Origin of the sequence: Candidatus Thiothrix phosphatis (assembly GCF_035668035.1) — a bacterium.
GTDB lineage: Bacteria > Pseudomonadota > Gammaproteobacteria > Thiotrichales > Thiotrichaceae > Thiothrix > Thiothrix phosphatis.
In genome coordinates this window covers 1-5,258 of the sequence record NZ_JAYMYJ010000163.1, presented here as the reverse complement: position 1 = coordinate 5,258, position 5,258 = coordinate 1, and the positions used below count along the sequence as shown (strand labels likewise).

General features: G+C 54.0%; 7 protein-coding genes and 1 pseudogene. 5 read left to right on the top strand and 3 right to left on the bottom strand.

The annotated features are described in order from the left end of the window. Together VSS37_RS21960 and VSS37_RS21955 are read right to left on the bottom strand one after the other, a co-directional pair. Positions 1 to 329: DUF3362 domain-containing protein (locus VSS37_RS21960; RefSeq protein WP_510952332.1), on the bottom strand; the 329-nt coding region annotated here is incomplete at its 3' end. Between the two features lie 7 nt (positions 330 to 336). Continuing rightward, positions 337 to 717: a hypothetical protein gene (locus VSS37_RS21955; RefSeq protein ID WP_510952331.1), complete on the bottom strand. Its 381-nt coding sequence runs from the start codon at positions 715 to 717 to the stop codon at positions 337 to 339. A 57-nt stretch (positions 718 to 774) separates the two neighbouring features. Here VSS37_RS21955 and VSS37_RS21515 point away from each other — a divergent pair. The 5 genes and pseudogenes from VSS37_RS21515 to VSS37_RS21495 all read left to right on the top strand — a co-directional run. Beyond that, a pseudogene (locus VSS37_RS21515) lies at positions 775 to 1,260 on the top strand (AAA family ATPase); the annotation flags it as partial. Continuing rightward, positions 1,243 to 2,211: an ATP-binding protein gene (locus tag VSS37_RS21510; protein ID WP_324698595.1), complete on the top strand. Its 969-nt coding sequence runs from the start codon at positions 1,243 to 1,245 to the stop codon at positions 2,209 to 2,211. The pseudogene VSS37_RS21515 and the gene VSS37_RS21510, both read left to right, overlap by 18 nt. 279 nt (positions 2,212 to 2,490) lie before the next feature. Continuing rightward, complete coding sequence (locus VSS37_RS21505; RefSeq protein WP_324698594.1) at positions 2,491 to 3,045, top strand: helix-turn-helix transcriptional regulator; 555 nt, start codon at positions 2,491 to 2,493, stop codon at positions 3,043 to 3,045. Positions 3,046 to 3,146: 101 nt separating this feature from the next. Beyond that, positions 3,147 to 3,635, top strand: a complete 489-nt coding sequence (locus VSS37_RS21500; RefSeq protein WP_324698593.1) for an ester cyclase — start codon at positions 3,147 to 3,149, stop codon at positions 3,633 to 3,635. Positions 3,636 to 3,651: 16 nt separating this feature from the next. Next, entirely contained in the window at positions 3,652 to 4,284 is a 633-nt protein-coding gene (locus tag VSS37_RS21495) for an NAD(P)-dependent oxidoreductase (RefSeq protein ID WP_324698592.1), read from the top strand. A 27-nt stretch (positions 4,285 to 4,311) separates the two neighbouring features. Here the strand turns inward: VSS37_RS21495 and VSS37_RS21490 are convergent. Further along, positions 4,312 to 5,258 (bottom strand): DUF3362 domain-containing protein (locus VSS37_RS21490; protein WP_324698591.1); only part of this gene is annotated, 947 nt, incomplete at its 5' end.

The following is a 5,258-nucleotide window of genomic DNA, read 5'->3' as shown; positions in this document are numbered from 1 at the left end:
CATCTTCTTGCCAGGCTGCTGCTTGTTTGCAGCTTGGCCAGAGGCCACCTTCCCCACCCGCTTCTGATGCTCCCCACCCTTGTTCTTCCGCCGGTGCGCCTCGTACACCAGTTCTTGGGGTCATGCCAGCGCAGGAACGCCTTGTGCAGCTTGCGCTGTTCCGGCGACTTGGCGGTTTGCACCTTTTCGCTTTTGTAGGTGACCTGATGCAGCGGGTTCTTTTCGCTGTAGTACATGGTGGTGGCGGAGGCCATCGGCGAGGGGTAGAACGCCTGCACCTGATCAGCGCGGAAGCCGTTTTTCTTCAGCCACAGCGCGAGGTTGAGCATGTCTTCGTCAGACGTGCCGGGGGTGCGCGGCGATGAAATAGGGGATTAGGTACTGTTCCTTGCCTGCCTCCTTGCTGTATTTCTCGAACAGGCGCTTGAACTCGTCATAGGCACCAATGCCCGGTTTCATCATCTTGGACAGCGGCGCGTCTTCGGTGTGTTCCGGGGCGATTTTCAGGTAGCCGCCGACGTGGTGGGTGACCAGCTCCTTGACGTATTCGGGGTCGCGCACCGCCAGATCGTAGCGCAGGCCGGAGCCGATCAGCACCTTCTTGATGCCGGGCAGGGTGCGGGCGGCGCGGTACAGCGATTTGAGCGCGGCATGCGTGCCGTGCCGCTGCACCAGGGCACGGGCGTTGCCGGGGTTGGTTTCCAAGTTAAGCAGCAAAACACGCCATTATAATCATATCTGAATTATTGAAACACACCATTAAAATAATAATCCATGTTATATTTCTGTCAGGTCAACAACGGATCAGGCTCAATCATGCAACGTCATCAGCTCCGTTTCCTTGAAAACTGGTTACAGAAAAAAAACAGAAAACCGCTGATTATCAGAGGTGCCCGCCAAGTCGGAAAATCGACCCTGGTCGAATTGTTTGCCAGACAAGGTGGGCATAACCTGCATAACATCAATCTGGAGTGATTTCCGGAACTTGCTGACATATTCGCTGGCAAAAATCCGGAGCAGATCATGGCGCAGATCGAATTTTTGCCCGGTATGCCCCTGATCAATGAAAAGCCATTATTGTTTCTGGATGAGATTCAGGCAGTGCCACAGGCTATTCCAGCCTTACGCTATTTTTATGAGGATATGCCTGAGCTTCCCGTCGTCAGCGCGGGGTCATTGCTGGAATTTGCCCTGAGTGAGCATCAGTTTTCCATGCCGGTTGGGCGTGTCCAGTACCTGCACATGGGGCCAATGAGTTTTAGTGAATTTCTGTTGGCAATTGGGGAAGACAAGCTGGCTGGATTCATTCTGAATTATCAATACGGCGACAGTGTTGCCGAGATCGCCCACAAACGTCTGTTGGAGCTGTTGCGCAGTTACTATTTTGTCGGTGGTATGCCTGAGGCAGTTGCGGTATTTGCCGATACCAGGAGCTATCGTGAGGTCAGTGATGTGCATAACTCCATCATTGATACCTATCGGGAAGACTTCCCCAAATATGCAGGTTCGCGGAATCTTCTGCGCATGTTGAACGTCTTCAATTTCGCCGCCAGAAATGTGGGCGTGAAGGTTAAATACGCCAATATCTCGGCGCAGGATCAAAGCGCTACCCTGAAAAAAGATCTGGAGTTACTGGCGATGGCGCAGGTTATCAGCAAGGTCGTGCACAGCCATTGTTCTGGTTTGCCATTACAGGCGGATATTGAAGAAAAAGTTTTCAAACTGCTGTTCCTGGATGTGGGTTTGATGAACGCCATCAGCGGCCTGAACTGGCGGGTGCTTTCCCAACTGGATGAAATGAAACTGATCAATGAGGGGGCTATTGCCGAGCAGTTTATCGGCCAGCACCTGCAAGGCATTCTGGCTGATACGCCGAACCGGGAACTAAACTACTGGCTGCGGGAAGGTCGCGCGAGCAATGCGGAAGTGGGCTTTGTGATTGCCTTGCAAGGGCAGATTCTGCCGGTAGAAATCAAGGCGGGCGCTACCGGTAGCATGAAATCCCTGCATCAATTCATGGGGGAAAGGGGGCGGTCACTGGCAATACGTTTTGATGCAGGCTTACCAGATGATTTTGAAATCAATACCACCATCCGCAAGGGCGATGCCACTAGGGAGGTAAAGTACCGGTTGTTATCCCTGCCGGTGTATCTGGTGGAAAGGCTCAATGAGATCGTTGCATCCTGCCTGGAGAAGCGGGTAGCTCATTGACGACATATGATCCACCGGGACGCAACATCTTTTGTGAACATCATGGTTGTACCTTACGAACAAGATAATATCATCGCCTTTGTGGCGCACCGTGTTTGTGTCGAAATACACAAACACCATTGCTTTCAGGTATTGCTCAGTCTGACCGAACCGTTTACCAGCACTATCCAGGGGGTAGCGCACAATAGTCGTGGTTTAATTATAAATCAGTCAATTGAACACTCCTGCTATGCTGCTGAGAGTAATACACTGGTTTATTTTATTGACCCGGAAAGCCGTGTGGGCTGGTATCTGAAACAGGTGCTGGATGGGCAGGCATTCGCCCGGATTGATCACTTGTGGAAACCCGAATGCTGTTCAGGTTGGTCAGCCATTGCAGCAGGCAATCATGCAGGGGAGTTTCCCCGGCTGCCTGAGGAGCTGGCGTATGAGGCGCTCAGGCAAGTGTTGGCAGGTGATCTTTTCCCTCAGGTTGTTAGTCGGGATGAGCGTATTGTCCGCGCCATTGACTGGATTGAAGCCTCGCTGCAACGACGCATCAGTTTGCAAGATGTTGCGGATTATATCTGCCTGTCACCCGAGTACGCCCGGCATCTGTTTGCGCAGGAAACCGGGGTGTCTTTTTCCCAGTTTCTGTTGTGGAAGCGTATCAAACACGCCATTGCACTGACGGTACGTGATGGCCAGTCACTGACCAGTGCAGCTCTGGCAAGCGGGTTTACTGACCAGGCGCATTTCTGCCGCCTGTTCAAACGCACGTTTGGCATCCCGGCCAGGGGATTGCTGAAAAATAGCCGGAACATTCAATTCCTGAACCCCTCGCTCCAAACATAATGATGCCCGTCGGCACCCTTCCAGATGCCTCCGTGTTCCCCTGGAGGTAAAGGAAGTTATCCGGTGCCGACGCCTTATCATCAGGAGTCAGGAGATTTCCCATGAAAAAGTATTTGCAAGCGTCCCTGTTTGTCCTGCTGCTCGGCATGTTGACTGTCAGCGCTCAAGCTGACGAAAAGCCATCAGATAGCCTCAATGAACTGCTCCAGAAACATTACGCTGCTTATGGTGTGGAGGGCGACCCGGCAGCCACGTTTGCGCAAACCACGGCGGCTGATTGGCAGAATTGCAGCAGTAACGGTGACAGTTGCCAGACCCGTGACCAACTGGCGGAGGCGCTGGGTGGACTGCACAAACTGATTCCCGACCTGAAATGGGAAATTCTGGACACCCTGGTTAGCGGCGACAAAGTGATCATTCGCGGGCAAGGTTCCGGTACGCCAGCCGGTGAGTTCATGGGCATCCCTGCCACTGGCAAAAGCTTCAAGGTGATGTCTATCGACATTCATACCCTGAGTGACGGCAAGATCAGCCACACCTACCATCTGGAAGACTGGGCGGCTGCCATGCAGCAATTGTCTGGTCATTGAGTCCGGGAGAGACAAGATGAAAACATTGGCTATTATCGGTGCATCAGCGGGGGTAGGGCTGGAGTGTGTGCGTATTGCATTGGAACGTGGTCATCAGGTCACTACCTTGTCGCGCTCCGTTGCCAGTCTGCCTGCCCATTCCAGACTCAATGCCATTCAGGGCAGCGCCACCAAACTGGACGATTTGCAGCGTGCGTGCGCGGGCGCAGATGCGGTTTTGATAACCTTGGGTACAGGCATGGATCGCAAACCGACCACACTCTACACCGATTTCGGCCAAGCCCTGCTGCAAATTCAGGATAGCTTGGGGGCAACTCCCATCCAGATACTGACTGGGTTTGGCGCGGGCGATAGCGCTGCGTATCAGGGGGTAATTACCAAAATGCTGTTCCGTCTGCTTCTGAAGGCAGTGTATGACAACAAAACCGAACTGGAGCGCATGGTGGAAAGCAGCCGTTTGAACTGGAGTCTGGTGCGCCCCGGATTGTTAACCAATGGTGCTTCCGATACCATGCCCCGGATACAAACTACCTATCACTCTGGTATGAAAGTGGGTAGCGTCAGCCGTAAAGCGGTTGCGCGGTTTATGGTGGAACAGGCAGAGAATCCGGGTTTTCTGCATCAGAAACCTGCCCTCTCCGCACGTTGAGGGTAAAGAGAAATTTGGCGGACAAGACTACTTCTTGCGTTGTTTGGGCTTGCCGGTCGGTTCTGGTTTGTTGTTTGTTCCAGCGTGAGGTTTTGGTGGCAGCCCCGTATGCTGAGTCAGTACTTTCTTCCCAGCCTGCTGCTTACTTGAAGCTTGGTTAGAGGCGCTTTTCCCCGTCCTCTTCTGATGCTCCCCACCCTTATTCTTCCGCCGGTGCGCCTCGTACACGAAGTCTTCTTCCCCCTTCTGATAATGCGGAATCAACTGGTTCGGCCCATCGCCAATCAGCTCCTGCCGCCCCATATCCGCGATCGCCTTCCTCAGCAGCGGCCAGTTCTTCGGGTCGTGCCAGCGCAGGAACGCCTTGTGCAGCTTGCGCTGTTCCGGTGACTTGGCGGTTTGCACCTTTTCGCTTTTGTACGTGACCTGATGCAGTGGGTTCTTTTCGCTGTAGTACATGGTGGTGGCGGAGGCCATCGGTGAGGGGTAGAACGCCTGCACCTGATCGGCGCGAAAACCATTCTTCTTCAGCCACAGCGCGAGGTTGAGCATGTCTTCGTCGGAGGTGCCGGGGTGTGCGGCGATGAAATAGGGGATCAGGTATTGTTCCTTGCCTGCCTCCTTGCTGTATTTCTCGAACATGGCCTTGAATCGGTCGTAAGTGCCGATGCCGGGTTTGAGCATCTTCGACAACGGGCCGTCTTCGGTGTGTTCCGGGGCAATCTTCAGGTAGCCGCCGACGTGGTGCGTGACCAGTTCCTTGATGTATTCGGGGTCTTCCACCGCCAGGTCGTAGCGCAGGCCGGAACCGATCAGCACTTTCTTGATGCCGGGCAAGGTGCGGGCGGCGCGGTACAGCGATTTCAGCGCGGCATGGTCAGTGTTGAGGTTCTGGCAGATGCCGGGGTAAACGCAACTGGGCTTGCGGCACGAGGCTTCGATCTTCGGGTCTTTGCAGGCCAGCCGGTACATGT